This is a genomic window from Acetobacterium malicum subsp. dehalogenans DSM 11527 (genome assembly GCF_000472665.1).
GTDB lineage: Bacteria > Bacillota > Clostridia > Eubacteriales > Eubacteriaceae > Acetobacterium > Acetobacterium malicum.
This window is the reverse complement of sequence record NZ_AXAC01000019.1, coordinates 44,634-71,532: the sequence shown is the minus strand read 5'-3', so window position 1 is coordinate 71,532 and position 26,899 is coordinate 44,634. Positions and strand designations below refer to the sequence as shown.

Sequence of the window (26,899 nt, the reverse complement as noted above, 5' to 3'; positions counted from 1 at the left end):
ATCGGACAGGCTCTGCCGTGTCCGCTCCGATGCGTACAACATGATGTAACAATTGTCGGTACTAGGTTATCTTTTTTGATAGTCTGAAAGAAGCTGTTTTGCACAGCTTCTTTTTTTTATCAATTTTTAACTATCCTGAACGATTGGTTCCATTTTGTCCAGGCTTTTGAGCCATTGGGTGGCATGGGCATCGGAGGGCATCCGCCAGTCGCCTCGGGGTGAAAAGGAGACCGAACCGACCTTTGGTCCGTCGGGTAGGCAGTTCCGTTTAAACTGCTGGCTGAAGAAACGGTGGTAAAAACTTTTCAACCATTTAAAAATAATCGTCTTTTCATAGTTGCCGTCAAAGGCCTTGCAGGCCAGAAAATATACCTTTTCCGGGGCAAAACCATGGCGCACCATTTGATACATAAAGAAATCGTGAAGTTCGTAGGGACCCACGGTTTCTTCTGTCTTTTGGGCAATTTTTCCATCGGCATCGGGGGGCAGCAGTTCCGGAGAAACCGGGGTATCCAGAACATCATAGAGAATTTTGCGGATGTCCGCTTCGGGCGAATGGTCCGCCACCCACTCCACCAGGTAACGGATCAGGGTTTTAGGGACACTGGCGTTAACGCTGTACATCGACATATGATCGCCATTATAGGTGGCCCAGCCCAGCGCCAGTTCGGAAAGATCGCCGGTGCCGATGACAATTCCCCCCAGTTTATTGGAAAGATCCATGAGAATCTGGGTACGTTCCCGGGCCTGGGAATTTTCGTAGGTAACATTGTGGAGCTCGATGGGGTGGCCGATATCGTTAAAATGAGCGGTACAGGCGGCCACAATGGAAATCTCATGGAAGCTGGCACCCAGTCCCTTGATCAGGGCCACGGCGTTATCATAGGTGCGGTCGGTGGTACCAAAACCGGGCATCGTTACAGCATGAATTTTTTCCCGGGGAATATTGAAGCGGTCACAAACACTGACACAAACCAGCAAGGCCATGGTCGAGTCCAGTCCACCGGATATCCCCACCACCATCGGGGCATTGCCGATATGAGCCAGGCGGGTGGCCAAACCGATGGTTTGAATGTTAAATATTTCTTCACACCGTTCACTGCGACGATTCGGGTCGGCTGGAACAAAGGGCTGGGGATTTACCTCCCGATCAAAAACATTGGTACCTGGCGTTTCAAACGTAATGGTCCGGTAGGAATGGTCGTTAAGCAGATGCACCGAATCCCCAAAACCATGCTGCATTTGCCGGTCATGGTTCAGAGATTCCACATCGATATCGGTAATCAACAGTTCATTCCCGAGGTTAAACTTGGGCAATTCCTTTAATAATATCCCCCGTTCACAGATAATCGCATTGCCGCCGAAAACCAGATCACTGGTGGATTCACCAAATCCTGCCGAAGCGTAGAGATAGGCCGCATTGCAACGTCCGGATTGGGAGCGAATCAGTTCACGGCGATAATCACTTTTCCCGACCACCTCATTGCTGGCGGAGGGATTTAGAATCACCGTTGCACCAGCCAAAGCGTGAAAGCTGCCCGGTGAAATGGGCACCCACAAGTCTTCGCAAATTTCGACGGCCACCACAAATTCTTCCCGATGAACATGTTGAAAAAGCAGATCGGTTCCAATCGGTACCCTTTGCGAACAAATCACAACATCTGTCAGATTCAGGGATTTTGACGAGGCAAACCAGCGTTTTTCATAAAATTCCTGATGATTGGGAATATAGGTTTTGGGCACAATCCCCAATATTTTGCCGTCGTTTAATAACGCTGAGCAGTTGTACAGACTCCCGTTAATAGCCAGGGGCAGGCCCACCGCCATCAGCATCTTCTTTCCTTCTGACCATTGACAGAGGCTGTCCAGAGCCTTTACTGCATTTTGCTGAAGCTCCCGTTGAAAAAACAGATCGCCACAAGTATATCCGGTGATTCCCAACTCCGGAAACAATAACACCTCCACACCCTGATCCCAGGCCTTGTCTGCCAGCGCAATGATTTCGCTGAGATTATATTGGCAGTCCGCCAGTTTTAGTTTAGGAACAGCACAGGCCGTTCTGAAAAAACCATATTTATGCATTTAACTCACCTTACATTTTTTTTATTTTTCATTTGATTTAATTGACTGGCTTTCATTATATCCCCATTTATGATCCAAGACAATCATATTTTATTTTCCACAGCCTGTGTTCAACCACATCGCTTTTATTAACAATTGCCCTGTTCGTTGTTTTTCCATTACATTGGCGCTATTGGTGGTTTCCCTATTCAATCAACAAGGTTATCCACATTGTCCACAGGGAAAACCAATGTTCTCCACAGTTTTATACAAATTCTATCCACAGTTTTTAAGTTATCCACAGTTTTCCTGTTAGTATATCTTGTGTATCACCCCATAAAAAAAATCAAGATCTAGGATCTTGATTTTTTTATCCACTATTTTTTTGTCGCTAAAGCTGCTTTGACAAAGCTTTGAAACAATGGATGAGGTTTATTCGGACGGGATTTGAACTCGGGATGAGCCTGAGTGGCGACAAACCAGGGATGGTCTTTTATTTCAATCATTTCAACAAGAACCCGGTCAGGTGACATTCCTGAAAAAACCAGCCCTTTTTCTTCAAGTTGCGGAATAAAATCATCATTGACTTCATAACGATGACGATGACGTTCGCTGATATTTTTCTCGCCATAGGCTTCCAGGGCTTTAGAGCCTTCCAACAATTCACAAGGGTATAATCCCAAACGCATGGTGCCACCCATGTCAATGATTTTTTTCTGTTCTTCCATCAGGTTAATCACTGGGTAAGGCGTTTCCGGATCCAGCTCAATACTATGAGCACCGGCAAGTCCGGCCACATTTCGGGCAAACTCGATGACTGCCAACTGCAGACCCAGACATAGACCTAAAAAGGGTACCTTATTCTCTCTGGCATATTGAATGGCGTGGATCTTACCTTCCACACCACGATGGCCAAAGCCGCCGGGAACAATAATGCCATCAAGATCTTTGAGCACCCGGTGAACATTCTCATCGTTGATGTCTTCGGAGTGAATCCATTTGATCGCGACTTCGGAATTATTGCCGATGCCACCATGACGCAGGGCTTCTGCGACAGAAAGGTAAGCATCATGAAGTTCCACGTATTTTCCAACCAACCCAATGGTGACCTTGTTTTCCAGGCTTTTGGCTTTTTTTACCAGGTCTTTCCATTCGGTCAGGTCCGGTTCTTTGCAATCGATATGGAGTTTCTCACAAACCAATTCGGCCAATCCTTCTTTTTCCAGCATCAAAGGTACTTCATATAGTTCCGCGGCATCCATATTAACAACGACCGCTTTTTTATCCACATTACAGAACAGCGATATTTTTCCCTTCAGTCCTTCTTCAACTTCTTTCTCTGAACGGAGCACAATAATATCGGGCTGAATCCCAATACTGCGCAGTTCTTTAACGGAATGCTGGGTCGGTTTTGTTTTCAGTTCGCCGGCCTTTCCCAGGTAGGGCAGCAGGGTCACATGAATGTACAAGACATTTTCAGCTCCCAGATCACCCTTGAATTGTCTGATCGCTTCCAGATAGGGCAGGCTTTCAATATCTCCAACGGTTCCGCCAATTTCAGTAATAACCACATCCGGATGGCTGTAATCGGTAACCCGCAGAATTCCGTCCTTTATTTCATCGGTAATATGAGGAATAACCTGAACAGTTCCGCCCAGATAATCGCCCCGGCGTTCTTTTGAGATAACATTCCAATATACTTTTCCAGTGGTGACATTGCTGAACTTGGACAGGTTTTCGTCGGTGAATCGTTCGTAATGACCCAGATCCAAATCAGTCTCTGCGCCGTCATCGGTCACAAAAACCTCTCCATGCTGATAAGGGCTCATGGTTCCGGGATCGAAGTTTAAATAGGGATCAAATTTCTGGATCGACACCTTAAGCCCTCTGGACTTAAGCAATCGCCCCAATGAAGCACTTGTAATGCCCTTTCCTAAAGAAGATACCACACCACCAGTGACAAAAATATACTTTGTTTGCATTAATTTACAGGCTCCTTTTTCTTTTACATTTTCGTATTATTCCAACAAAAAAATCACTGCAAAAAATGAGTTTTTTTTTTGCAGTGATGCAATTAACAATACTATTAGTTTAACAGTTTTTTTTAAAAAAACAATAAGAATTTTGTTTTGAATAACAACTTTTTAATAATACCATTTTTTTCTTAAAGAATAAAGAAAAAAACACAAATAAAATGACAAAGCGAACCTAAAATTACAAAAATATGAAACAATTCGTGAAAACCAAAATTTTTCCCGAAGTTTGGTTTTTTGATCGCATAGATGATGCCGCCGATGGTATACATCACACCGCCGCCAACCAGCAGCATAAAGCCCGGCAATGGCAGCGCCTGATAAAGAGGCCCTAACACAAACAGCGCAAACCACCCCAGAAAGATATACAGTCCGGTTCCCAGCCATCGGGGCATATTGATCCAGGCCACTTTAAGAATAATCCCGATCAGGGCCACGCCCCATATTGCCACCATCATCGCCACCCGCATGGTTCCGGTCAGGCATAGCAGACAAAACGGCGTGTAGGTTCCGGCAATCAAAATAAAGATCATCGCATGATCCAATTTTTTCAGATGTAAAATTTTTTCCTGATCACCCTGGGAGGCATGATAGGTAAAGCTGGTGCCATAGAGACAGATCAACCCAACCCCAAAGGCCAACACCGAAACCAGGGTCAACGGGGTCACATTATCTTCTGCAATAATTAAAACAAGCATCGCACTGATCCCAAATACGGATAAAACCGCACCAATCAAATGGGTTAAAGCATTCATTGGTTCTCTAAACTGATTCATATTTTGTCCTTTCTGTTACTGGATCGTTCTTTTCTTTCACTATACCATACTTTTCTAAGTTGATGCAACTATGATTCCGCTTCGCTCCTTCGCGCTAAAAACACCCGAAAAATCAATTGCTGACTGAACCGGGTGTTTATTTAAACCATACTTTAGTTGCCTAGACCTTACGAACCGCCACCCCGTCAAAATCATTATGGGTAGTAACCTGACCGGGGGGAATAATGCAAAAGCCTTCCGTCCATTCCCCGGTTACCAGTTTTTCCAGCGGGGTAATGCTGCCTTGATCGACCACCACCTCCAGACCGATGAGTTCACCGATATCGTTGACCCGGGGCAGATGATCCGCCACCGGATAGGCTCCGGAATCGATCAGCATCAAATTTTTATAATTTTTGAACATAATCTCCATAACCCGTCTGGCCCGGCTTTCGCCGTATTTTTCGAGATTGTGCTGGAACTCCTTATCAAGGGACTTTTCGCCCCTTAACCAACCCTGGGTTAAGAAATAGGTAGAAGTCCGGATGCGGTCGAGGTTTTCTTTTTCGGAAAGCAGGATATCAATGCAGTCCCCATAGCGGGGAATAATCAGAGTCGCTTTTTCACTTTTTAAACCCAAAAGCCCATTTCCGCAGTTGCCATAGGCAAACAAGAGCTGATCATAGTCAGCTTCGGCTTTGTCTATTTCTTCCTGGAGGGCATTTTTCAATCGTTCCGGGGAGTCATGAAGCAGATTGGACATCCAGACGGTTTCCAATTCTGCTCCGGTTCGTTGTAACGCCATTTCAACCTCATCCCGGATGGTTTCACAGGCGATTAATAATCTCTTCATTTATTTTTTACACCTTTTTTCTGTTTACTCTGCCAAGAGTATTATTTATGGACTATTTTTCTGCACTATACCAAGTATAACCAAGAATCCTTTGTTTTCAAGAAAAAATTCAGATAAAATTTCCCCTCGATAATTTTTCGTCGCTAAGCGACTTTATGTTATAATATCATCGTCAATTAATCTTAATATTAGGAGAAAAAAATGGATAAAAGTTTGTTCCGAAAAGAAATTCTGGCACGTCGTAAAAAAATTTACTGTGCCGACACCGATGCTAAAATTATCGAACAATTCCTCGATAGTGATCTTTATAAAAATGCCGACTGGATTATGGCCTATGTGAGCTTTGGGACCGAAATTTACACCCATGATTTTATCAAGCGCGCCTTAGCCGATGGCAAGCACATTGTCGTTCCTATCTGTAACATCGAAGACCATACGGTTACTCTGTCAGAACTCATTAATTTCCCCGACGATCTGGAAGAGGGCCATTACGGGATTCTCGAAGTTCGTGAAGATTGCATGCGGATTGTCGACCCTAAAAAACTTGATCTGGTTATGGTTCCCGGTTGTGCATTCTCGCCATCGGGACACCGGATGGGTTTTGGCGGCGGTTATTACGACCGCTTTCTGGAAACCATCAGTGACGACTGTGTCACCGTTGCGCTGATTCGGGAAGACTTTATTTTCGAAAAAATCCCCATGGAAGAACATGACAAAAGTGTCCAGTTCATGGTGACCGAAAAATGTGTCAATTGTTGTCCCATCCAGGAGGCCTAATTTAACATGAACGTTACAGAAGCCATCAGCTACATTGAAGCAACCCATAAGTTTGGCACCCGATTAGGTCTTGAAAGCATGAGCCTATTACTGGATGCCATGGATAACCCCCAGGATAAACTCAAGTTTATCCACATTGCCGGCACCAATGGAAAAGGGTCCACCTCCACCATGATCGCCACCATCTTAACATCGGCCGGATACAACACCGGTTTGTTTACCTCACCCTTTCTGGAAGCCTTTAACGAACGGATTCAATTAAACAACGAACCGATTGACGATGACAGCCTGGTTGCCGCCACCAATTTTGTCAAGGAACGGATTGAAGTCCTGATGGAACAGGGCGAACCCCATCCCACTGAATTTGAAATGGTCACCGCGGTGGGGCTCCAGTATTTTTATCAAAAACAAGTCGATTTTGTCGTTCTTGAAGTTGGTTTGGGTGGACGACTTGACGCCACCAATATCATCAAAGATCCACTGGCGGTTGTGATCATGGGCATCAGCAATGATCATACCGATTACCTGGGCAACACCCTGGCTGAAATTGCCTTTGAAAAAGCATCGATCATCAAAGAAGGCTCTGATGTGGTTGTTTATCCCCAAGATCCCGAAGCTTTAAAGGTTATTCTTGATTTTGGCGCCACGAAAAATGCCAATCTGGTTTTGGTTAACCCGGATGATATTTCAGTTTTAAGCCACACCACCCACAATCAGACCCTGAAATACCTGGGTGATCATCTCTATCTTGATGGCTTTGAATTAAAACTGCTGGGCGACCATCAGTCCCTGAATTGCCTGACGGCGTTGGAAGTCATTGCCCTGCTTAATCGCAAAGGCTATGATATCAACTCCGGGCATATTAAAAAAGCATTGGCTGCCGTTGTTTTTCCCGGACGTTTTGAAATCTTTCTGGAAAATCCGGTGGTCCTCATTGATGGGGCCCACAACAGCAACGGCATTCAGGCCTTTGTCAACAATATGAAGCAATACTTTCCCAACCGCACCGTCAACTTGTTTTTTGGGATGCTGGAAGATAAGGACATCGAAGAATCGCTATCTTATCTGGTCCCCATTGCCAGCACCATTCATACCCTGACCCCCAACAGCGATCGGGCGATGCCAGCCGAAAAAATGGCCGCACTGATTCACAATAGCTACGGAAAAAGCGTCGACTTCTACGATACCATGGAGGCCGCCGTTAACAGCATAGACTTATCCAAAAAAGATGAGGTGAATGTTTTTGTGGGCTCACTGTACATGATCGGTGAAGCCCGAACCCTAATCCGAAAGAATTTACTATCAAACTAAAAAACAGCTTTAAAATATTTACAACCGTTAATTAAAAAAGTAGGGGCGATCCATGATCGCCAGTAAACGTAGCTGGTCATAGCAAACGTTACTGGCGATCGCGGATCGCCCCTACAATCTTTTTTTGAAGTCACTCCTGTTTTATTGTGTCAACGCACTGGTCAACAGTTTTATTACCGCTTGTTTGTCCGGGGCGTGAAAGAGCTCGTTCCGAATCACCGTGGCATGATGAAGACCTTTGGTATAGGCCGCCAGATGCTTACGCATTTCCCGAAGCCCGGCGTCTTCATTTTTCAGCAGCGCCAGCAAGTCGAGGTGCCGAATGGCGACCTGAACGCGTTCTTCCGGTGTCGGTTTTGCAAGGACGGCGCCGGTCTTTAAATAATGGTTGATTTCGCGAAAAATAAAGGGATTGCCAATGGCCGCCCGGCCGACCATCAGGCCGTCCACCCCGGTGGATTCGAAGGCCTTTTGCGCCGCTTCACCACTGTTGATATCGCCGTTTAAGATAATCGGAATCCCGGCATTTTTCTTGACCTCAGCAATAATTTCCCAGTCAGCCCGGCCCGAATAATAAGCTTCCCGGGTACGACCATGGATGGTCAGGGCTGCCGCCCCAGCTTCCTCGATCCCGGCTGCGATGGCCCGGATATTAATGCTCTGATCATCCCAACCGATTCTCGTTTTTACAATCAGCGGTTTTGCTGATGCTTCTGCCAATGCTTTGACCACCTTAAAAAACAACTCCGGCGTTTTCAACAAGGCCGAACCTTCGCCGTTTTTGGTAATCTTCGGGGCCGGACAACCGGCATTGAAGTCCAGAAATGCGTAATCGGTGGCATTGATCGTCTCGCTGACCACTTGGGCCAGAATATCCGGATCAGAACCAAACAGTTGAATCCCTGCCGGTGCTTCAGCTTCACCAGTCAGCATTAAATCAGCCGTCTTATGATCCTTATAATATAGACCCTTGCCGCTGATCATTTCTGAAAAAACCACCCCAGCCCCAAACTCTTTGGCAATCAACCGAAAGGGCAGATTGGTATAGCCGGCCATCGGTCCCAAAAAAAGAGGGGTTTCTATTGAAACATCCCCAATTTTCAGTACTTTATTTTTTTGTACTTGTTCTGCTTTTATGTTCATCGTTTATCCTGTTTACCTGAAATTTTTGTCGTGGATAATCTTTAACCCTTTAAGAGACAGCTGCGGATCATAAACGTTGATGGATTTTGTTTCCTGATAGAAAAGACGGCCATACCCACCAGTTGCCACCACCTTCATATCCTTGACTCCGGTCTCTTTTTTAATCTGTTCAATGATATACTCCACCTGGCCGATATAACCATAAACCAAACCAGCCTGCATGCTGGTAACCGTGTCTCGGGCCAGTATCGAGGCCGGTTTTTTGATTTCGATATTAGGCAGCTTGGCAGCATTCTTCCACAAGGCATCAATCGAAATCTGAATCCCAGGGGTGGTTACGGCGGCGGCAAAGGCCCCGTCTTTAGTGACATAATCAAAGGTGGTTGCCGTTCCAAAGTCAGTAACAATCACCGGTCCACCGTAAATGCTGTAAGCCGCTACCGCATCGACGATCCGATCTGCCCCCACTTCGGATGGATCCGAGGTGTTAATTGGCATCCCAGTTTTGATTCCCGGGCCCACCACCATCGGTTCAACACCAATATATTTTTTAATGCCGTTCGTCAGTGAGTACATAATGTTGGGTACCACCGAAGCAATGATCACACTGCTGACTTCCTCCACCGATATTTCCGAGTTTCTAAAAAAGGATTTAATCAACACCCCATATTCATCTGAGGTTCGCGGTGTTTTGGTGACAAATCGCCAGGAATACGGGATTTCATCACCAATCAACACTGCCAGTTCTGTATTTGTGTTTCCGACATCAATACCTAAAATCATCTTTCCTCCTACACCTTTTATGTCAATTCTACATCGCCTGATAAAATTTCAGTCAATTTTATCAGGTTAAGTTAGTTTCACCCTTTATCCGGCCATGCTTTCCCCTGGCTTTAATTGAATCTGTTTAGCAAATTGGTCCGCCGATATCTTGGCTTCTCCTGGCCGCTGTACTTTTTTAACCAGTATCGTCCCACTGCCGGTTTCAATGCTGAAACCCTGGCCTTCCACTATTTCAACCACTGCTCCAGGTTCCAAAACGGGACCGGATGGGATGATTTGGACATCCCAAATTTTAATTTTTTCACCTCTAAAGATCGTCAGTGCCCCGGGTGAAGGGTTCGAACCACGAACGAGATTATAAATCTCCGCGGCTCCATTTTTCCAATCAATTTTTACATCATCTTCTGTAATCATCGGTTGATAGGTCGCTTTGTCTGAATCTTGGGGGATTCGGGGGGCGGTGCCTTTTCGAATACCTTCCACTGCTTGAGCAATCAGTTTTAAACCCAACGGATAGAGTTTGTCATAATATAGGGACCCCACCGTATCTTCTGGAGAAATTTCGACTTTTTCCTGAAAGATAATATCACCTGTGTCAATCCCTTTATCAACGTAATGAATCGTTATCCCCGTTTCCTTTTCGCCATTGATCAAAGCCCAATTAATCGCTGCACCCCCGCGATATTTAGGCAATAATGAAGGATGATAATTTATTCCTCCAAAAGTCGCCAATTTAATAACGTCATAGGGCATAATATCGCTGACAAAAGCCAATACAAAACGATCCGGCTTTAAATCTTTGGCGATGGCCAACACTTGGGGATCTTTAAGTCGCCGCGGACTTTTACCCGGAGGCTGAAATACCGGTATATTTTTTTCTTGTGCAAAATCTTTAAGCGGATTAGGCCTTCCCCTTAAATCATCTGGAATGGTAATCACACCCACTATTTTTTCGCCCTGGCCTAATAAAACTTCCAGGCAGTCCTTTCCAAAGAGCGCCTGTCCAACCAATACGATTTTCATTCAAAGCACCTCCAATATAAAAAAGTTTTATATGATTCATTTTTTATTTAGCTTTTTATTTAGTTGTTCATTTCTGTTTTTTTCAATACCTTTTTTAGAAATCTGCCTTTATCAACAATAAAACGTTGATGAACAGCTTCGCCAATTTTTTCCGTCTGATCCCATGCTTCAATTTCAAAACTCAAGGCTCTTTTTTCATAAGTCACCAATGTGGCTCTTACATTGATTTCCATACCAACGGGAGAAGCTGCTATATGTTTTAAATCAATTCGGGTTCCGACTGTCGTATTTTCTTCGGGCAAGATAATGTCCACTCCTTCAAAGGCGGTATTCTCCATCCAGGCTACCAGCCGAGGTGTCGCCAGAACTTCTTCCCCACCACTGCCCAGTGCTAATGCTGTATCTTCTGTATTAATTAAAAATTTCTTCTCATAACAAGTTCCAATTCTGAATTCTTCCATTTTTTCCTCCAACTTTTTATACCTCGATTTTATCCTATTTCTTTATTTAATATCTTAAAAAAAGCCGTTATAAAAACGGCTTTTTTTTATCATCATTATTCTATTTCAGTTTCAATCTCAACTTCAACCATTTTTTCTGCTTCTGGCTGTTCTTCAAACAACGCTCTGAATTCTTCACCCGTTACGGTTTTGTCTCTGAGTAAGCGGGTCGCAATTTCTTCAAGCTTTTCCTGATGTGTTTCGAGAATAGAACAAGCCCGATCATAGGCATTTTCCACAATCGTCCGGATTTCCTTATCGATAACGGCCGCCACTTCTTCACTGTAGTTACGAGATCTACCCAGATCCCGGCCCAGAAATACTTCGCCGCTTTCCGGATGTCCAAAGGTCATCGGTCCCAGATGTTCACTCATACCCCATTCGGTTACCATGCTTCTGGCAATGTGGGTCGCTCGTTCAATGTCATTGCTGGCACCGGTACAGATATCATCCAGGGCAATTTTCTCTGCTGCCCGCCCGCCCAGTAAACCGCAGATGTTTTCCAGCAATTTGTTTTTACTCATATGCTGACGATCATCATCCGGCAGCGACAGGGTGTACCCTGCAGCCATTCCCCGAGGAATAATCGAAATCTCATGAACCGAGTCACAGTTGGGCAAAAGATGCATGACAATCGCATGTCCGGCTTCATGATAGGCGGTAATATGCAAATCATCCTCGTTGACAACCTTGCTTTTCTTTTCCGGTCCGGCAATAACCCGTTTAATGGCTTCTTCCAGCTCAACCATAGTGATCAGTTTGCCGTTATGTCTGGCAGTCAACAATGCCGCTTCGTTCATCAGGTTTTCCAGATCAGCTCCGGTGAATCCCGGTGTTCCTTTGGCAATCGTACCCAACTCCACTTCGGGAGCCAACGGTTTGTCTTTTTTGTGAACATTGAGAATTTCTTCCCGACCTTTTACATCAGGTACGCCAACTGTAACCTGACGGTCAAAACGTCCCGGTCTCAGTAAGGCCGGATCCAGAATATCCGGACGGTTGGTTGCGGCGATGATGATAATGCCTTCATTGATTCCAAAGCCATCCATTTCCACCAGCAGCTGATTCAGGGTTTGTTCCCGTTCATCATGTCCACCACCGAGACCAGCGCCACGATGACGACCGACCGCATCAATTTCATCAATGAAAATGATACAGGGGGCGTTTTTCTTGGCATTTTCGAAAAGATCCCGAACTCGGGAAGCTCCGACCCCAACAAACATCTCGACAAAATCCGAACCACTGATGGTGAAAAACGGCACTGCCGCTTCCCCAGCCACGGCTCTGGCCAGAAGGGTTTTCCCGGTTCCCGGAGGGCCAACTAATAAAATCCCTTTTGGTATCCGGGCGCCCAGTTTACGGTAACGATCCGGTGCTTTTAAGAAGTCGACAACCTCTTCAAGTTCTTCTTTTTCTTCATCTGCACCAGCCACGTTTTTAAACGTAACCTTGGTTTCTCCCTCAACGTGAAGCTTAGCCCGGCTCTTTCCGAAGGACATCACCTTACCGCCACCACCACCAGCCTGTTGGCTGAAGACCAGGAAAAACACCACCATTAAAACAATCAGCACCACCGACGGAATTAAAGAAATCCACCAGGAATCCTGCTGTTTGGTAATGGTTACCTTCACGTCATTCTCTAAAATATACGGTGTTACCTGTTCATCTATTACATATTGCGGTACGACTGCCTCAAATGTTTCGCCACTTCGTAGAACACCGGTGACATTTGAGTTGTTTATTTCAATCTCAGCGACCTGGTTATTATTCAGCTCAACGAGCAACTCGCTATAAACAATCGTTTTAACCTCTTCCTTCATGGGGTTTAAAAAGGTTACTGCGACAATAATGATTAATAGAATTACTAAATAAAACCCAATCATCTTAAGGTATTTATTCAAAAAACATCACTCCTCTCAAGTTCCAATTTTTCTTTTCACTGCTATGCTTATTCATATACTTCTCGTTTTAAAATCCCGATAAAGGGGAGGTTTCGATACTTTTGGGCATAATCCAGGCCGTATCCAACCACGAATTCGTTGGGTATTTCAAAGCCGATATAATCGGCAATAACCCGTTGCTCCCGCCGCTCTGGTTTATCCAGTAGCGAACAGACCTTCACTTCTTCAGCTCCCAGGCTTTCGAAGCGGTTCAGCAAATATTTCAGGGTATTTCCGGTATCGACAATATCTTCTACCAGTAAAATACTCCGGCCTTTCACATCCATCGATAAATCGGCCTCCAGCTCAATTACTCCAGAGCTACGAGCTTCAGCACCATAGCTGGATGCCTTTAAAAAATCAATCTCTAATGGAATCGGGATCTTCCTGATCAGATCGGCCATAAAAACTGAAGATCCTTTTAAAATACCAATCAAGATGGGGTATTTCCCCCGGTAGTCTTCGGTAATCTTTTCACCAAGTTCTGAGACACGTTTTTCCAATGCCTTTTCATCAACCAAAATTTCCTGAATATCGGCTATCACACTTTTCTCCTAACATAAGGTATGTTACCCTAATTATATTTTTTGTATCATCATCGGCCAGAAATCGTTGGTTGATGGCATAGCCCAAAATCCACAACACCTCGGCCCCCATCACCAAAAGCGGAATTTCATCCCTTTGATTGCGGTCGATTTTCTTATCGATGTAATACTTTTTAATGGATTTCTTGCCCGCCAGACCGGTGGGATAAAAATAATCTCCGGATTGTCGGCTACGTAAAACCAATATGTCCTTTATTTTATCATAATCAAAATATTTTTCACTATGATTTTCCGTTTCTTTGGAAAAAAAGCACCTTTTTTTTCTAAATTCATCCCGAGTAACGAACTTTGTCTCCAATATCAGACGTTCTTTAGAAAAAAGATAGGTTTTATTGGGAAGAATTCGTTTGGGCGGTATTATCGAAGCCACCACTTTTTGTTTCTCTGCCACCATAACCCGGTCATAACGGCGTATTATTCGGATGTCATAAGGGAAGTGGATTTCCCATATCGTTTTATCGCTCTTTAATAAACTATAAAAAGCAGTGATATGATTGTACTCAATTTCCTTTAAACTACCCTTAAATTTAAAAATAGACCGGCGCAAAATTTCTTTCTGAACGACCGGTTCTTCTCTTAACCATAAATCACGGTCAATGACGACCCGATTATCTTTTAAGGCCAGAATCCGATCTTCAATCAGATCCACATATTTCTCAAAAAATGCTTCATATTCATTGGCAATTTTGGTAAATTCATTAAAATGGACTTCTGCCCTAGGATTGATCTCTAAAATCATGGGCATAATATCCAGGCGAATTTTATTACGGGTGTAGTCTCTTTGAAAGTTAGTGGCATCGGTGCGAAACGCCAACTTGTGGATTTCACAATAATTGAGGATTTCCTTTTTCTGCAGACAGAGAAAGGGCCGGATATATAGATTGTCGCGGCTGGATTTAATACCGGACACACCCTTAACCCCCGTCCCCCGAATCAGTCGCATCAGCATCGTTTCAGCCTGATCGTTGATATGATGACCCATGGCAATCCGATTGTACCCCTGATCCGTGGCAATGATCCTAAAAAAGTCGTAACGCTCTTTTCGGCCCGCCTCCTCGATGGAAATCTTTTTAGCTCGGGAAATCTCCTGAATGTTCCGCTGTCTTGAGAAAAAAGGAATGCTGCGCTGCTGACAGAAGTTTTTCACAAACTCTTCATCGGCATCGGCGGCTTGGCCCCGGAGACCGTGGTGAAGATGGGCAACGCCAATGGCAATCTGAAACCGTTCGGCAAATTTGTCCAAAAAATACAATAAAGCCAGCGAATCTGCTCCACCGGATACGCCGATGAGAACATGATCGCCAGCCTCTAAAATTCTCTGTTCTTCAATATATTCAATTACTTTTTTCTCCATGGTTTCACCACTTCAATAAAATTCTCTATTTTTACTCATTAATAAAACTCAGTAAATAAAAAAATGGTGGTCGCAACAGGGCTCGAACCTGTGACCCCCTGCTTGTAAGGCAGGTGCTCTCCCAGCTGAGCTATGCGACCACGAACAAAATACTGGATAAAATATTTGATTGTCACTATACAAATTAAGTGGTGACCCCTAGGGGACTCGAACCCCTGTTACCGCCGTGAAAGGGCGGTGTCTTAACCGCTTGACCAAGGGGCCACAGATTGTATATTTTTTTTATGGTAGCGGCGAACGGAGTCGAACCGCTGACACTACGGGTATGAACCGTATGCTCTAGCCAACTGAGCTACGCCGCCATGAAAAAAAGGATTTGTTTAATTGGTTGCGGGAGCAGGATTTGAACCTACGACCTCCGGGTTATGAGCCCGACGAGCTACCAAGCTGCTCCATCCCGCGATGTAATTAATTGAGCAATTTTAAAAAGTGTTAAGTTAAAAAGTGGTGCCGAGGACCGGAATCGAACCGGTACGGTCGTTAGGACCGCAGGATTTTAAGTCCTGTGCGTCTGCCAGTTCCGCCACCCCGGCACTTTTTCGTCTGTTCCCTTGCTCAAGGGACAAGTGTTATTATACGCCCATTCAAACCTAATGTCAAGCTTTTTAGAAATATTTATTTTAATTTATTTTTCCATGACAAAATGGCGGTATGCTGCGCCTTCAAGGTTATCATAATCACAGACTGTAAAAATAGTTTCGCCGGTAATTTTAAAAATATTTAAAAGTAAAAAAGCCCCGGCCAGAATAATATCGGCCCGTTTTGCTTCCAGGCCCACCATATTTTGCCGTTCTTTGATGGTTTTACTGGCCAAACTGTCAATCATACGTTGCAGCTCGTCTTTAGTAATAGTGCTCTCATGTACCATTTCACTGCAATAGGTCTTAAGTTCCTGTTTGATGGTCGAAAGACTGGTGGCGGTGCCACCGATGCCAATGAGTTTATAGGGTTTGGTTGGCAAAAAGCCCCGGGTTCTTTTTTCAAACTCAGCATAAATTTTTTCATTCATCCGTTCCAGTTCTTGAAAAGTCGGCGGATCGGAAAAAATAAATTCTTCAGTACAGCGAACACAGCCCAGATTGATGCTCATCATTCTTTTTAGTTCGTTGTCTTCACCATAGATCAATTCAGTACTACCGCCGCCGATATCAAAAATCAGAATCTTTTCTTCAAAGCACTGGGATACCCCCACAAAACCAAGCTCGGCTTCGGCTTCGCCGGAAATAACTTCAATTTCAAAACCCAGCTTTTCTTTGACAGCCTCAAGATAGGCCGCCGTATTATCGGCATCCCGCATGGCACTGGTACCAAATAAATAAAATTCTTCCACCTCATAATCAGCAGCGATCTGTTTATATTCTTCCAGAGCTTCCATATTTCGTTTTTCCGCATCGGGATGAAGTCGCCCGGTTTGATTAACACCCTGGCCCATCCTTGTATAGCGCACGGATTTGTTAACCCGCACCAGTTTCCCCTGATCATTTCGAAAGATCAGCATCCGGGTCGAATTGGTGCCGATATCAATCACGGCCAGATGTCGTTTCTTTTCTTTTAGTTCAATCCGATTAAGTTCAGTCCCATCTAAATTTCGATCACATTTATTGTTCAACTGTTTGCCCATCGCTTTCTGCAGCATTTTCCTGGGTTTCCACAATGACTATGGTTTCATCCGGATAATATAAACCAAGATATTTACGCGCAAAATTTTCCACGTAATTCTTGCTGCCCATTTGTTTAACCTGTTCGTCTAATTGATTGCTTCTTATTTTTTCGTTTTCGATTTCTTGTGCAATCTGGATCTTCTGTTGATCCAGCTCGTAGATTTTTATCGCATTGGCCAGATAGATGTAGGCGGTAAACAGGACCGTCACAACGATTGCCAAGGCAATGATCATTCGACGCCTGATCAGACTTTTCGTTTTTTCATTCATTTTCTTTTCTTCATTTCCGGTGGAGCAGTTTTATAATTCCCGATACATGTCTCCTGCTTTATCTTTAGGAGCATGTTCCAGACATTCAAGAACCTCCACCTTTTGTTCACCATCACCATAACGGATGGTTATAATATCTCCCGGCTTGACCTGGTCTCCTGGTTTAGCGACATTGTCATTGATGGAAACACGACCCCCATCACAGGCATCTTTCCCCACAGTTCGACGTTTGATAATTCTGGCATTTTTTAAAAATTTATCAATTCTCATGGATTCCTCGTTATTCTAAATCAAAAAGCTTAAAACAAAACCCTTAATAAAACAAAAAGCCAGAGCATTGCCCCGGCTTCTGTAACGTTACTTACTTATTTACTTCATCCTTAAAGCCTTTGCCTGCTTTAAAACCTGGGGCTTTAGAGGCTGCTATTTCGATGGGCTCTTTTGTTCGTGGGTTAAGACCTGTACGTGCTGCACGTTCTCTAACCTCAAAGGTTCCAAAACCTACCAATGACACCTTGTCTCCATTTTTCAAGGTATCTACCACAGTGTCTAAAAAAGCACCTAATGCTTTTTCTGAATCTTTTTTTGATAAACCCGACTTTTCTGCCATTTGGGCAATTAATTCTGATTTGTTCATTTTTTCCTCCATCTGATAGTTTCCAGTATTCTATTGTAATATTATAAGCGTGTTCACCTGCAAATTACAAGTTTTTTTTGCTTTTTTCCGTTTTTTCCACTCTTAAAGCCCTTTCGACCGATTCCAGGCCTCATCTAATTGCTCAAAAGTATAGTCACTTAGAGATTTTTTCTCTTGACTGGCAACTTTTTCCATTTTTTCAAAACGACCAATGAATTTTTCAGTCGCCTTCCTTAACACCATCTCCGGCTGAAGTTTAAGCAACCGGGACACATTGACCACTGAAAAAAGTAGGTCACCCAGTTCTTCTTCGACCTGTTCCGGCTTATTTTCCCGCAGTGCCGCTCTTAATTCAAGGGCTTCCTCATCGATTTTTTCCAGCGCCGCTGTTGGCTCCTGCCAGTCAAAGCCAACTTTGGCGGCCTTTTTCTGAACCTTATAGGCCTCCATCAAAGCCGGCAGAGCTTTCGGTAATTTTTTCATTTCTGCTGCCAGTCCGGGGCTTTCCTGTACTTCTCCCGACTCACCCTTTTCCATCCGTTTGATGGCATCCCAGTTGGTTTCCACCTGCTCTGGATTAAAGCTGGCCTTGTCAATAAAAACATGGGGATGGCGTCTGATCATTTTTTCATTGATCCCGCCAATCACCTGGTTGATATTAAAGCGACCAGCCTCACTGGCAATCTCGGCGTGAAAAACAATCTGAAATAGAACATCGCCCAATTCTTCAGCGAGATTATCCCAGTCCTGATTGTCGATGGCCTCTAAAACCTCATAGCTCTCTTCCAGCAGATAATTTCGCAGACTTTCATGGGTCTGACTCCGATCCCAGGAGCAGCCCTCATCGGCTCGTAGGGCTTTCATCATCTCAATGGTGCCCTGAAAGCCCTGATAAGCTTCATTTGTGGCCGGAAGATAAAGGCTGGTCAGGTGATTGATATCCTCCACTCGGTCCAACTCATAAAGACAGATTTCCAGTGACTTTTCGGCCTCAGGAATTCCTGAATTGATCAGCAGAACCACCTTTTTTTCGGGATCATACATTTCCATTAATTGCAGTTTGAGCTCTGAAGCCATATGCTGATCGTAAACCTGGGTTATCAAAGCCCCGATCCGGGGATCCGGCGGATTCTTGACGCAATCAAAGGCATCCATAATTTTTAGTCCATTGATCGGGTCTTCTTCGAGACTGTTGAGGGTCACATCAACAAAGCTCACACCCGGATAAATCCGGTAGTTGATGCCGGCCGCTTTTGCGGCAACAATCAGTTTTTCAACTGTTTTTTCACCAAACAAAGGGTTGCCTGGCACCGCATAAACCAACTTTTCAGTTGTTTTAGCAGTTTCGATAAGCGTTGTGACGATTTGATCATAAACCGCCTCAAACGAGCCTTCCTGCTCATAATAGCAGTCAAAGCTTTGATAACTGATGGCTTCATTCTCAATAAAATCCATCACCGGATGGATCTTTGTTCTAAAAAAATTGGGACTCGCATCTTTTAATAAGGCTAATGTTTCCAGCGTGATCTGGCCTGGACTGCCCGGTCCCAAACCGACAATATCGATATGGTGCATGCTTTTATTTCCTTTCTGAATTGACTACTCGTGTCTGATCCGCCGTTTTTTGCGACCGGGTACAAGTCGCTCAAGCCGGCGAAAAAAACTTAATAGGGTCCGGCTTCCCGGTAACACCCTTATTTCATCTGCCGTTATCCCTTTGATCAAAACCAGCACAAAGGAGTAAATAAAGACGCCGATGATGACCGCCATGATAATTCCCATAAATCCACCCAGCAGGGCGGCAATCCCTTTATAGGCAAAAAATACGGCAATTCCCATCACCGTGGCAGCCATCAACGGTTTCAGGGCGGTATGGATAAAATCGACCTTGATGTGGGTATAGCGCTTAACCGATGCGTAGTTGGCCACGGTCAGATAAATAAAGGTAATCATACTGCTGATAACAATCCCCTGAATGTTGAAAAAGGGGATCGACAAAAATATCCAACCGGTGATAAAGCGGATAATGATGGCCACCCCCAGATTGATCAGCGGAATGCGAAACCGGTCGATGGATTGGAGGATGCTTTGAAAGGTATTGGAAAGCATCATAAAAATTGTCGCATAAGAAAAGGTGCTTAAAATAAATCCGCCGTAGGGCGATCCCGGGAAAAGCAGATCGAAGATGCCGTAAGACAACACCGACAAACCGATACAGGAGGGAAAAGCCACCAGTAGGATCACCCGAATGGCCAGCACAATCTTTTCATTCATGGCTGTCCGGTCCCGCATTGAAAATGATTCGGAAATCGCCGGGATCATCGCCACCGCCAGATTGCCACTAATGATTAATGGTATATTAATTAATTGTTCAACATTGGTAAAATCGCCGAACATCATCGTAGCAGTTATTTCATCGATGCCGGCTACCCCCAACCGGGATACATAGATAAACGAGTCAACGGTCGAAAACATCGCCACCAGGGCTGATGTCAAGGTGACCGGAATCGAGATAATCACCAATCTTTTCAGCAGTGCCCGGTTGGAGATCTGCCGTTTTCTGGTTCTTGTTTTCAGCAAACGTTTATTTTTAGCGGCAAAGTTGTAATAGAGATAGGCCAATAAAATGGCGGCCACCAGGCCACCGGCAGTAGCCCCAAAAACGGCCCCGCCAACGCCCAGACCGATGCCAAATTGACCGACAAAGGCCCAACAGAGCACGACGCCCAGAAAAACCCGGACCAGTTGCTCGAGAATCTGCGAAACCGCGGTCGGTGTCATGATCTGAAAACCCTGAAAAAAGCCCCGAAAGGCCGAGACAAAGGAAATAAACAAGGGTGCCAGGGCTATTGCCACCAGGGCTGGATAGCTCTCCGCTGTCCAGTTAGCCGTTTCAATGATCCATTCCGCCCCAAAAAACAAAAATAGACTGGATAACGTGCCCAGAACTGCAAGAATGACGATCGACAGTTTGAAAACCCGATGGGCGGTTGCATATTCATTTTTGGCAATACTTTCAGACACCATTTTTGAGATCGCCACCGGAAAACCCACGGTCGAAACCATCAGTAACAGGTTATAGATACTGGTGACATTTCCATAGATCCCATTTCCGTAGCTGCCCACCATCTGATACAGGGGAATCTTAAAAAAGAGGCCCAGCAGCCGGGATAAGATCCCCGCTGCGACCAGGATGCTGGCACCCTTTAAGTAATTTGATGTTCGCTCAGACATAGATAAACCTCTTTTGTGCATTTATGCAAATCCCCAACGGCGCTTTGCAGATTGTTTTTTATTATATCTTATCAACTATTCATACACAACCAAAAAGCACTGAAACTCAGTGCTTTTTGCGGTGCTGTTTGAATTGTATTTAGATTTTGTTTTCGTAAACTTTAACATTCAACTCGGTTTTTAATTCTTCCAGATACGTTGCTGCTGGAGTTGCGATATCGTTGATTTTTACTTTAAATTTGTTCATCAGTTTGGTTTTTAACTTATCAAATTCTTCAGTAACTTTTTCGCTTTTTAAGGTTGTGGTAATCTCTTCTTTTTTATCTTCCAGACTTGGTGTTTCACCGGCCTTTTTATCATAAACATAAATAACATGGTAACCATAGTCGGTTTTAACCGGCTCGCTGACCGTATTCACATCCATCCCAAAGGCAGCATCTGAAAATTCAGTAACCATGGTTGACTTGGTGAAAGCACCCAGATCAGCAGCTTCCTGAATCCCGTCGGTGGTCTGGTATTTTGCCATAATCGCATCAAATTCTTCGACTGTTTTGGCATTCTTAGCTTCGGCGTAAACCTGATCCGCCAGTGCCTGCTCGGTGGCTAAAATATGTTTAGCTGAAACCGTGCTGGTATCGTAGGAGGCTTTATTTTCATCATAATATTTTTTGATTTCGCCATCGGTAACTTTTATCGTGCTTTCCAAATCGGCCTGAACCGCTTTAGAAATGGCCGATGCAGTAGCATCCTGTTTGACAAATTCTTTAAATTGAGCAATCGTCAAAAATTTAGCATCGAGGAATTGTTGTAATGCCTCATCACCGGGTAGCAGATAATTGACAAATGCTTCCTGGGTAGTTACATAGCTGTCGATATTTGTTTGATCAGCGGTGAGTTTCTTTTCTTCAGCATATTGGGCCAGCGCTTTTTGTTCAGCAATGGTATTGAAGATGGTTTCATTGGTGGTTTTCATGGTTTCATCATCGGTTCCCAAAGCTTGCTGGGTTTGGTAATAGGTTAGCAATTCTTCATTGGCCAGACGATAATTATAAACATCTTTTTTAACCTCATCTTTACCAACAGTTCCAACAACTGTGCTTAACTCTTTGCTGGGATCAGCTTTCAAGGTATTGTTATAGTTTGTTTCCATCGTGTTGGCATAACTGTAATCCAACAGGAACATATTCAAGAATGCTTCAAATGATGCAGAGTCGGTGTTGTATGTTTCTAAAACTGCGGCATATTTTTCTTCGCCCAGAGTTGTTTTCAGTGATTCCAGCATGCTGGTCGCATTGGCGGCGATCCCTGTTTCATCCACGGTAACGCCATCTTTTTTCGCTTTGGCGGTGAGCGTTTCAACCCGAACCAAGTCATCCAGAATATCTTTTTTCAGCTCTGTCAGCTCTGTATCGGTGGGGAATGTCATGCCGCTGGCATCAAAATACATCTGATAATATGCCATATAATTATTAAAACTCTCTTTTAACAAAGGGGTTCCATCAATTACTGCGATTTCCACCTTCTTATCCTGTTCAGGATTTACCTTAACCAAACTACAACCTCCGGCAAAAAGACTGACACAGATAACGCTTGTCAGCATCAAAGCCAGAATACGAGATTTCTTCATCTTTGTTGTTCTCCTCTTCTTTATTAATATCATATAAATTAAGACCTTGCCTAGTTTAACATACGACAACTGGACTTTACCTTAATTCTTTGACGAAACTAATCGTCCCAGGAATTCACCTAAAGCTCTCAGGTAAGCTTGATCCTGATCGTGTTTCAAAACAATCCGCCAGCGGATCTGATCTGACTTTCCGGCGTTGAACTTAATATTGTAGGTGTTAAACAGTTCCTTCATCAATTCCGGATCGGGAATGGTAATTTCCCTGGTATTGTCAAAGGTGAATAAAACACTGTTTCCCCGTTCCCGAATTTCAGTCATTCCCAGTGATCGGCCCAGGTGCTTAATCATCGCCAAAGCCATCAGATTATAGACCCCATCGGGGATTTCCCCAAAGCGATCCAGGAGTTCATCCTCCAGCTCGTCGTAATCGTCTTTGGATTTAACATAGGACAGTTTTTTATAAATATCGTATTTAAGTTCCTCGTCCGAAATATAGTTTTCGGGGATATAACTGCTGACATTGAGGTTGATCAGCAGCTCGCTGGCTGAGAAATCCATTTCTTTACCGAGCCGTTCATGGATGGCCTGATCCAGAATCCGGCAATAGAGTTCATAACCGATGGTCGCCAGATTACCCGACTGGGCCGCTCCCAGAATATTTCCGGCCCCTCTGATTTCGAGATCCCGAAGGGCAATTTTAAAACCCGAACCAAAGGCGGTAAAGTCTTTGATAGCCTTTAAACGTTTCTGGGAAATTTCTGAGAGCACCTTGGGCCGATGAGTCACATAGGTGTAGCCTTGAACATCGGATCGCCCCACCCGTCCCCGGAGCTGATATAATTGCGACAGACCCATATAATCACCGTTGTCGATAATCAGGGTATTGGCATTTTTAATATCCAGACCAGACTCGATGATGGTGGTGGTCACCAATACATCATACTCCCGTTCTAAAAAATCGACCATGATATCTTCCAGTTCCTGACCGGTCATCCGGCCATGGGCCACCACAATCCGGGCTTCGGGAACCAACTTCTGAATTTTTCGGGCCACTTCAAAAATATCGTGGATCCGGTTGTGGACAAAATAGACCTGTCCCCGTCTGGCCAATTCCCGTTGAATGGCATCTTTGACGATGGCTTCGTTGTATTCCATGACGTAGGTCAGCACTGGCCGGCGGCCGGCCGGCGGCTCGTCGATAACGCTCATATCCCGGACCCCGATCATTGACATGTGCAGGGTCCGGGGAATCGGGGTAGCACTGAGCGTCAACACATCGACATTTTCTTTAAGCTGCTTGATCCGTTCCTTGTGACCCACCCCAAACCGTTGTTCCTCGTCCACCACCAGTAGACCCAGATCTTTGAAGATGACGTCTTTTGATAACAGCCGATGGGTGCCGATGATCAGATCCACCTGGCCAGCAGCCAGATCCTTTAAGGTTTTATCCTGGTCGGATTTGGATCGGAAGCGGCTGAGCAAGCCAATGCTGACCGGATATTTTTTGAACCGATCCAAGGCGGTCTGATAATGTTGTTGGGCCAATATCGTCGTGGGCACCAGAAAGGCTACCTGTTTGCCCTCCATCACCGCTTTAAAAATAGCCCGCAGGGCGACCTCGGTTTTGCCATACCCGACATCGCCGCAGAGCAGCCGATCCATCGGTCGGGCCGATTCCATATCTTCCTTAATCTCATCGACAGCCTGGAGCTGATCGTTGGTTTCCTCATGGGGAAAAGAGTCCTCAAACTCCTGCTGCCAGCTGGAATCCGGACCAAAGGCATAACCTTTTAAATTCTGCCGTTTAGCGTAAAGGGCAATCAGTTCATCGGCCATTTCTTCAACCGCCGCTTTAACCCGAGATTTGGACTTGCTCCAGTCATTGGTGCCTAACTGGTTGATCTTCGGTTTTTTCTCGCCAGTTCCGACATAAACCTGGATGGCGTCCATTTGATCCACCGGACAGTAGAACTTGGCATCATTAGCATATTCGATGACCAGTAAGTCTTTAATGGTCTCATCGATTTTTAATTGTTCAATGCCCCGGTAGACTCCGATACCATGGGTATCGTGGACCACAAAATCGCCCTGGTTCAATTGCGTAAAGGAATCGATTTTTCGTCCTTTTTGGCGACGACGTTTTTTCCCCCGGCTAGATTCTTTGATGATCTCACTTTGATTGAGACAAATCAGCTTTTTTCCAGTCAATTCAAAGCCGCCGCTGATTTCGCCAGTGACCAACTGAACTCCCGGCAACGCCTCATTGGTAAAGCGGTGAATATTCGCATCGGTTAAAAAGCTTTTCAGTTTTTCCAGCCCCGCTTCATCCCGGGCCCGCAAATGGATGATGGCATCTTGTTCCAACTGTTTTTGGACATATTCAATAAATAGCGGGATCTGGCCTAAAAACGAGTCATTTTCCTTGACTCCTAAATCCAGGCTGAGCCCTTTTTTAGCCCGGGATGTGAATAAATGCAGCCTTAACTGGGTCTGGCTTTCCAGCGCCTTTTCAATTTTTGAAAAGGAATAAAATTTGTTTTTTTCTTCCGGAAACATCAGCTGCTCATCCATCAGGGTCTGAAAATCACTGTGCAGCTTATTGATAAAAACGGTCTGCGCTTCTTTGATCCGGGGCGGTTCATCCCAGATAACCAGAGCATTTCCCAGATAATCCGTGAGCATCCCCTCGGTCCTGATAAAGGCAAACAGCGTTTCATCATGCCCCCCCGGGTCTTCACTGATTCGTTCAATCAGCGCCTGATAACCCGGAATATCGCCATAATTTTTGGCGATTTGTTTGAGCGCTTTGGCCCGTTCGTCTGCTGCTAAAATAATCTCGCGACCAGGCAGAATGATTACTTGATCCACCGAATCGGTTGACAGTTGGGTTTGGGGATCAAAGGTGCGCAACGATTCGATGGTATCGCCAAAAAATTCAATCCGGTATGCTTCCTGACCAGTAGTAGAAAAAACGTCAATAATCCCGCCCCGATGGGCATACTGCCCTCTCGCTTCGACCTGGGAAACCGGTTCATAACCCAGTTCAAAAAGACGATTGGTCAGGATAATGGGATCCCAGCTGTCCTCTACGGCCAGGGAAAAACCCAGAGCCTGAAATTTTTCTCTGGGCATCTGCTTCTTTAACAGCGTTTCCGCCCCCATCACCACCACAAAGGACTGATTTGACAACAGTTGTTCGAATACAACCAACCGCTGATGATTGATTTCCTGACTGTGCACATCGGCGAAATAGTCATGAATCGGTTCGGCCGGGCAATAAAGAACCTGATCCCCGAGGATTTTCTGCAGATTCCGGGCCGTTTTCTGGGCCTGATAATCGGTTGCCGTAACATAAAGAATCCGGCTCATCTGCTGCTTGAAGATCAGCCCGGTAAGCACTTCTTTAAAGCTGGTGTTCATATTGGAGATATTAATGATCTCTCCCGGGGATAAATTATTCAAGATGGTTTGGATCGATTCAACCTTCAAAAGGTTTTGATAAAGTAATTCCATGATCTCTTCTTTCATTTTTTAAACACGGATAGCCCGGGTTTTAAACCCGGGCACCTGTTTGTATTCTTTTTAGCATATCTAAGTTGTGATCTTTTATGGTCTGCTACTCTGATTTTTCCAGTTCATTTGATTCTGCAGTCTTTTTTTCATCAGGTTTTTTTTCTGCGTGTTTCTTTTGATCGGCTTTTTTCCTGACATTTATCCGGTTCATCGCCAGATCAACGCCATCTTTGACAAAAATATCCACCCCTTTTGCCGCTTCCATCACGGCATTTTCCATGGCCGGAAATTCACTTTTGGGAAAACGCCCCAGGACATAGTGCACCAGTTCCGAACCCAGCCGGGGTCGGCCAATACCGATCCGGATGCGGGAAAATTCGGGATTCCCCAAATGTTGAATAATCGATCGCATCCCGTTATGGGTCCCGGCACTGCCCCGCTGGCGAACCCGCACATCTCCGGTAGCCAGGTCGATATCATCATAAATTACCAACAAATTCTCCAGCGGGATATCATAAAAATTCATCAGCCCGGCCACGCACAGTCCGCTGTTATTCATGTAGGTGGTCGGCTTGGCCAGCATAATTTTTTGTCCCTCTTCACGATAGACGCCGGTTACGCCGTGTTGCTCTTTCTTGGTGATGGTGATTCCTTTTTTGCCACTGAGATAATCAAGGGTTTCAAAACCGATATTATGCCGGGTTCCATCGTATTCTTTGCCAATGTTTCCCAATCCAACAATCAGATGCATCGGCAATC

General features: G+C 44.8%; 22 protein-coding genes and 5 tRNA genes. 2 read left to right on the top strand and 25 right to left on the bottom strand.

What is annotated here, in order from left to right:
- Positions 1 to 126: 126 nt before the first annotated feature.
- From A3KS_RS0109170 to A3KS_RS0109155, 4 genes are all read right to left on the bottom strand, one after another.
- On the bottom strand, positions 127 to 2,082 hold the full coding sequence (locus A3KS_RS0109170) for an NAD(+) synthase (protein ID WP_026394683.1): 1,956 nt from the start codon (positions 2,080 to 2,082) through the stop codon (positions 127 to 129).
- Positions 2,083 to 2,438: 356 nt separating this feature from the next.
- Positions 2,439 to 4,043, bottom strand: a complete 1,605-nt coding sequence (gene pyrG / locus A3KS_RS0109165) for a CTP synthase (protein ID WP_026394682.1) — start codon at positions 4,041 to 4,043, stop codon at positions 2,439 to 2,441.
- Between the two features lie 182 nt (positions 4,044 to 4,225).
- A complete protein-coding gene (gene trhA / locus A3KS_RS0109160) occupies positions 4,226 to 4,870 on the bottom strand; it encodes a PAQR family membrane homeostasis protein TrhA (protein WP_026394681.1) in 645 nt (214 codons plus the stop codon).
- Positions 4,871 to 5,030: 160 nt separating this feature from the next.
- Positions 5,031 to 5,702, bottom strand: coding sequence for a DUF1638 domain-containing protein (locus A3KS_RS0109155; protein WP_026394680.1), 672 nt, complete (start codon positions 5,700 to 5,702; stop codon positions 5,031 to 5,033).
- 201 nt (positions 5,703 to 5,903) lie between these two features.
- Between A3KS_RS0109155 and A3KS_RS0109150 the strand changes: the two genes are divergently transcribed.
- On the top strand, positions 5,904 to 6,479 hold the full coding sequence (locus tag A3KS_RS0109150) for a 5-formyltetrahydrofolate cyclo-ligase (protein ID WP_026394679.1): 576 nt from the start codon (positions 5,904 to 5,906) through the stop codon (positions 6,477 to 6,479).
- A gap of 6 nt (positions 6,480 to 6,485) precedes the next feature.
- Positions 6,486 to 7,790 (top strand): bifunctional folylpolyglutamate synthase/dihydrofolate synthase, encoded by a 1,305-nt coding sequence (locus A3KS_RS0109145; RefSeq protein WP_026394678.1) that lies wholly within the window; start codon positions 6,486 to 6,488, stop codon positions 7,788 to 7,790.
- Between the two features lie 141 nt (positions 7,791 to 7,931).
- Here the strand turns inward: A3KS_RS0109145 and dusB are convergent, their stop codons facing one another.
- The 21 genes from dusB to pth all read right to left on the bottom strand — a co-directional run bounded on the left by dusB (position 7,932) and on the right by pth (position 26,891).
- The gene (gene dusB, locus A3KS_RS0109140; protein WP_051355766.1) at positions 7,932 to 8,933 is read right to left on the bottom strand and encodes a tRNA dihydrouridine synthase DusB; all 1,002 of its coding nucleotides are present in this window, start codon (positions 8,931 to 8,933) and stop codon (positions 7,932 to 7,934) included.
- A gap of 12 nt (positions 8,934 to 8,945) precedes the next feature.
- Positions 8,946 to 9,716, bottom strand: coding sequence for a type III pantothenate kinase (locus A3KS_RS0109135; protein WP_026394676.1), 771 nt, complete (start codon positions 9,714 to 9,716; stop codon positions 8,946 to 8,948).
- Positions 9,717 to 9,800: 84 nt separating this feature from the next.
- Positions 9,801 to 10,739 (bottom strand): methionyl-tRNA formyltransferase, encoded by a 939-nt coding sequence (gene fmt, locus A3KS_RS0109130; protein WP_026394675.1) that lies wholly within the window; start codon positions 10,737 to 10,739, stop codon positions 9,801 to 9,803.
- 59 nt (positions 10,740 to 10,798) lie between these two features.
- The gene (locus tag A3KS_RS0109125) at positions 10,799 to 11,200 is read right to left on the bottom strand and encodes a thioesterase family protein (RefSeq protein ID WP_026394674.1); all 402 of its coding nucleotides are present in this window, start codon (positions 11,198 to 11,200) and stop codon (positions 10,799 to 10,801) included.
- A 95-nt stretch (positions 11,201 to 11,295) separates the two neighbouring features.
- Positions 11,296 to 13,140 (bottom strand): ATP-dependent zinc metalloprotease FtsH, encoded by a 1,845-nt coding sequence (gene ftsH, locus A3KS_RS20655; protein WP_487249269.1) that lies wholly within the window; start codon positions 13,138 to 13,140, stop codon positions 11,296 to 11,298.
- A gap of 47 nt (positions 13,141 to 13,187) precedes the next feature.
- On the bottom strand, positions 13,188 to 13,724 hold the full coding sequence (hpt, locus tag A3KS_RS0109115) for a hypoxanthine phosphoribosyltransferase (RefSeq protein ID WP_026394673.1): 537 nt from the start codon (positions 13,722 to 13,724) through the stop codon (positions 13,188 to 13,190).
- The gene (gene tilS / locus A3KS_RS0109110; RefSeq protein ID WP_026394672.1) at positions 13,693 to 15,138 is read right to left on the bottom strand and encodes a tRNA lysidine(34) synthetase TilS; all 1,446 of its coding nucleotides are present in this window, start codon (positions 15,136 to 15,138) and stop codon (positions 13,693 to 13,695) included. Before tilS ends, hpt begins: the two co-directional genes overlap by 32 nt.
- 64 nt (positions 15,139 to 15,202) lie before the next feature.
- A tRNA-Val gene (locus A3KS_RS0109105) sits at positions 15,203 to 15,278 on the bottom strand.
- A 49-nt stretch (positions 15,279 to 15,327) separates the two neighbouring features.
- Positions 15,328 to 15,402 (bottom strand) — tRNA-Glu (locus tag A3KS_RS0109100).
- A 21-nt stretch (positions 15,403 to 15,423) separates the two neighbouring features.
- A tRNA-Met gene (locus tag A3KS_RS0109095) sits at positions 15,424 to 15,500 on the bottom strand.
- Between the two features lie 23 nt (positions 15,501 to 15,523).
- Positions 15,524 to 15,600: transfer RNA gene (locus A3KS_RS0109090), tRNA-Met, on the bottom strand.
- Between the two features lie 43 nt (positions 15,601 to 15,643).
- Positions 15,644 to 15,731: transfer RNA gene (locus tag A3KS_RS0109085), tRNA-Leu, on the bottom strand.
- Between the two features lie 92 nt (positions 15,732 to 15,823).
- Complete coding sequence (locus A3KS_RS0109080) at positions 15,824 to 16,834, bottom strand: Ppx/GppA phosphatase family protein (protein WP_242834753.1); 1,011 nt, start codon at positions 16,832 to 16,834, stop codon at positions 15,824 to 15,826.
- A complete protein-coding gene (locus A3KS_RS0109075) occupies positions 16,797 to 17,129 on the bottom strand; it encodes an FtsB family cell division protein (protein ID WP_026394670.1) in 333 nt (110 codons plus the stop codon). Before A3KS_RS0109075 ends, A3KS_RS0109080 begins: the two co-directional genes overlap by 38 nt.
- A gap of 30 nt (positions 17,130 to 17,159) precedes the next feature.
- Positions 17,160 to 17,399, bottom strand: coding sequence for an RNA-binding S4 domain-containing protein (locus A3KS_RS0109070; protein WP_026394669.1), 240 nt, complete (start codon positions 17,397 to 17,399; stop codon positions 17,160 to 17,162).
- Between the two features lie 91 nt (positions 17,400 to 17,490).
- Positions 17,491 to 17,778, bottom strand: a complete 288-nt coding sequence (locus A3KS_RS0109065) for an HU family DNA-binding protein (RefSeq protein ID WP_014357319.1) — start codon at positions 17,776 to 17,778, stop codon at positions 17,491 to 17,493.
- A gap of 90 nt (positions 17,779 to 17,868) precedes the next feature.
- Complete coding sequence (yabN, locus tag A3KS_RS0109060) at positions 17,869 to 19,341, bottom strand: bifunctional methyltransferase/pyrophosphohydrolase YabN (RefSeq protein ID WP_026394667.1); 1,473 nt, start codon at positions 19,339 to 19,341, stop codon at positions 17,869 to 17,871.
- A 24-nt stretch (positions 19,342 to 19,365) separates the two neighbouring features.
- On the bottom strand, positions 19,366 to 21,000 hold the full coding sequence (locus tag A3KS_RS0109055) for a putative polysaccharide biosynthesis protein (RefSeq protein WP_026394666.1): 1,635 nt from the start codon (positions 20,998 to 21,000) through the stop codon (positions 19,366 to 19,368).
- Positions 21,001 to 21,139: 139 nt separating this feature from the next.
- Positions 21,140 to 22,627, bottom strand: a complete 1,488-nt coding sequence (locus A3KS_RS0109050; protein WP_026394665.1) for a peptidyl-prolyl cis-trans isomerase — start codon at positions 22,625 to 22,627, stop codon at positions 21,140 to 21,142.
- 81 nt (positions 22,628 to 22,708) lie between these two features.
- Positions 22,709 to 26,140, bottom strand: coding sequence for a transcription-repair coupling factor (gene mfd / locus A3KS_RS0109045; protein WP_242834752.1), 3,432 nt, complete (start codon positions 26,138 to 26,140; stop codon positions 22,709 to 22,711).
- A gap of 103 nt (positions 26,141 to 26,243) precedes the next feature.
- Positions 26,244 to 26,891 carry an aminoacyl-tRNA hydrolase gene (pth, locus tag A3KS_RS20650; RefSeq protein WP_051355765.1) on the bottom strand — a complete coding sequence of 216 codons (648 nt, stop codon included), beginning with the start codon at positions 26,889 to 26,891 and terminating at the stop codon, positions 26,244 to 26,246.
- Between the last annotated feature and the right edge of the window lie 8 nt (positions 26,892 to 26,899).